Source organism: Streptomyces sp. NPDC002265 (assembly GCF_040296125.1).
Classification (GTDB): domain Bacteria; phylum Actinomycetota; class Actinomycetes; order Streptomycetales; family Streptomycetaceae; genus Streptomyces.
In genome coordinates, this window is record NZ_JBEOWS010000610.1 from 1 (window position 1) to 2,652 (window position 2,652).

At 68.4% G+C, this 2,652-nt stretch carries 2 protein-coding genes and 2 pseudogenes; 1 reads left to right on the forward strand and 3 read right to left on the reverse strand.

The genetic code is table 11. From position 1 onward, the window contains the following. Nucleotides 1-303: pseudogene (locus ABT085_RS45490) on the reverse strand (helix-turn-helix transcriptional regulator); the annotation flags it as partial. Between the two features lie 603 nt (nucleotides 304-906). On the opposite strand from ABT085_RS45490, the gene ABT085_RS45495 reads away from it, so the two are divergent. Further along, the gene (locus tag ABT085_RS45495; protein ID WP_351622903.1) at nucleotides 907-1,845 is read left to right on the forward strand and encodes an aminoglycoside phosphotransferase family protein; all 939 of its coding nucleotides are present in this window, start codon (nucleotides 907-909) and stop codon (nucleotides 1,843-1,845) included. Nucleotides 1,846-1,857: 12 nt separating this feature from the next. Here the strand turns inward: ABT085_RS45495 and ABT085_RS45500 are convergent. After that, nucleotides 1,858-2,195: pseudogene (locus ABT085_RS45500) on the reverse strand (replication-relaxation family protein); the annotation flags it as partial. A gap of 259 nt (nucleotides 2,196-2,454) precedes the next feature. Further along, on the reverse strand, nucleotides 2,455-2,652 hold a 198-nt coding region (locus ABT085_RS45505), incomplete at its 5' end, for a GNAT family N-acetyltransferase (RefSeq protein ID WP_351622901.1).

Genomic DNA, 2,652 nt, shown 5'->3' on the forward strand with positions numbered 1-2,652 from the left:
GGCGTTGTTGTAGCCGAGGATCTGGGCTGCTTCGGCGGCGCCGACCAGGTCCTCGTTGGCGTCGCTGTCGGCGGGCGGCAGGACGCCGCGTTTGCGGGCGGCGGCGACGACGGTGGCCCGGCGCCATTTCTTGCGGGCTGGGCCGCGGCTGCCTTGCTCCCTCTGCAGGGTCTCCGGTGCGGGCAGTTCGGGGATGCGTCCTTGGTAGAGGGCGCTGGAGAGCGAGGCGATGCTGCCGTAGCCGAACAGGGACGCGACCTGGGCTGTGCCGAGGAGCTCGTCGGGGTCCCCGTCGACGGGCACGGCGGGCAGCGCGGCAGTCGGGGCGGGCGGTGCTGCGTCGGCCCTTGCCGGTCCGGCTGCTCGCCCAGGCGACGATCGTGGCGCGGCGCCACGCGGGTCCGTCGGCGTCGGCGTCGGGTTCGGGGAAGTAGCCGGGCCGGTCGCGAACGTAGGCGTCGATGGTGGAGGTGCGGGTGTAGCCGAGGAGCTGGGCCACTTCCCGCTTGGTCAGCAGCTCGTCCTGGTCGGCCTCGAGCACCGCGGCCGGCAGTGTGCGCTTCTTCGGTGCGCGCCGGGCGAAGAACGTGGGGACCTCGTCGTGGCGCCAGAACCGCTTGCGGCCCTCTGCGTGCGCGACTGCGGGGAAGCCGCTGTCCGGGTCGTTGCTCCACTGGCTGATGCGGGGCTCGCTCGTGCCGAACTCGGACACGATCTGCGCGGTGTGTGGTGGCTCATCGCGCCTGTCGGTACAGGCCAGACCTCTCTTCTTCAGGACTGCTGCCCCTCGCTCTCTCAGTGCCTGCTTCCAACCCTCCAGGAAAGATCGGTTCCTCGGCAGGGTGCTGCAGCAGGCAGTCCCGGGGAATCTTGGTGGTGCTGCCCCGTCGCTGCTGCGAGCATGATGTGGTGATCCATCGCCGCATTCGTGTTCCTGAGTCTCTGGCTGCGTCTCACCGCACCTACTTCGGTGAGTCCGGACAAGCCTGGATCACTTCACTTCCGGCCCTGGTGGATGAGTGCTTGGACCTGTGGAACTTGCGGCTGGACGGAACGCCTAGCAATGGGGCCGTGGCTCTGGTGATCCCGGTCCTGTGCGCGGACGACACACCAGCCGTGCTCAAGCTCCAACCGGTGGACGACGAGACCGTCGGCGAGCCGGCAGCCCTGGGATCGTGGGCCGGCCACGGCGCCGTCTCACTGCTGGAGGCCGACTTCCGCACTGGTGCGATGCTGCTGGAACGGTTGGACGCCACACGCTCGCTGAACTCCGTTGAAGATCACATGGTGGCCCTGCAGACCCTCTCCGAGATCCTGGTCCGTTTGGTCGCCGTTCCGGCTCCAACAGGACTACGGCACCTGGCGGACGTCGCTGCTGACGTCCTGGGTCGGGCCGCCGAAGCACGGAAGAGGCTCGCCGACCCATCAGACCGACGTCTGCTCGATGCCTGTGCGGCTTCACTGCGTGACGTCCTCGAAGAGCCCGGCGACCAACTGCTCCACTGGGACCTGCACTACGGCAACGTGCTCGCTTCGCTGCCGTCGCGGGGAGGGGATCCGTGGTTGGCGATCGACCCTAAGCCCCTGAGGGGTGACCCTGGCTTCGATTTCTATCCCGCGCTGTGGAACCGTTGGGACGCGGTAGTGAAGTCAGGGGATGTCACACGCACCGTCCGCCGGCGATTCGATTTGATGACCGAGGTCGTCGGCCTGGACCGACGGCGCGCCGTCGGGTGGACGCTCGGTCGAGTCCTCCAGACCGTGCTGTGGAACATCGAGAGCGGCGAGAGCCGCCCGCCTGCCATTCCTGCAGCCATAGCCCAGATTCTCCTGAACCGCTCATGAGACAGGGCCAACGAGACCGGCCCCGCCGAGGCGGACTTCGCGGGCGTGGGCTGATACGAGTGGGTGCTGGGCCACCTTCGCCTGCAGATCGTTCATCCGGTTCTCCAGCCTGGCCCGGGAGGCGCCGGTGAGCCCGAAGAGGACACGGGGAAAACCGGATGCCAGCGCAGCCAGGCAGGGCCCGCGGCGGCCTGCCTGCGTCGGCCGACGGGCTGGGCTTCGTACTGGAAGAGGCGGGCGTACTCGATCAGTTTCACGGCCGGCCGCTCGCTGCTCATGGTGGTGCGGTCGACTTCGACGAACGCGCGCAGCTTTCGCCGGTGTTCGCTCTCGAGGACCGTGTAGTGCATGGGCCTTCCACTCGGACCCTGTGCGCACTGACGACGGGCAGGAGGCCGGGTGGATCACCGTACCGGGTCGGGCGGTGAGTTGCTCACCCGGCTGGCCAGAGTCCCCCGGCGACCATGGCCGGGGACTGTGGAACACCCCCGCGTTGGCGGGGAGGACCACGGAGTGGACTGCGCCGAGATGATCTCGGTCGGAATCTAGGCTGGTTGACGCCGCTGCCGGCGTGTTGGCCCTGCCGGCTTGGTGGCAGGACCAACGGCATCACAGCTTGTCGTTCAGCAGCGAGTACATGAACATGTCCCGGCGTTCGTCCCCGACCTGCTGCCATCCCCGCAGCAGTCCCTCGCGCTGGAATCCCGCACGCTCGGCAGTTCGCACGGAGGCCGTGTTCCACGGCTCCACCCACAGTTCGAGCCGGGGAATCTGCAGATCCCGCAGGGCCCAGCCGGCCACTGCGTT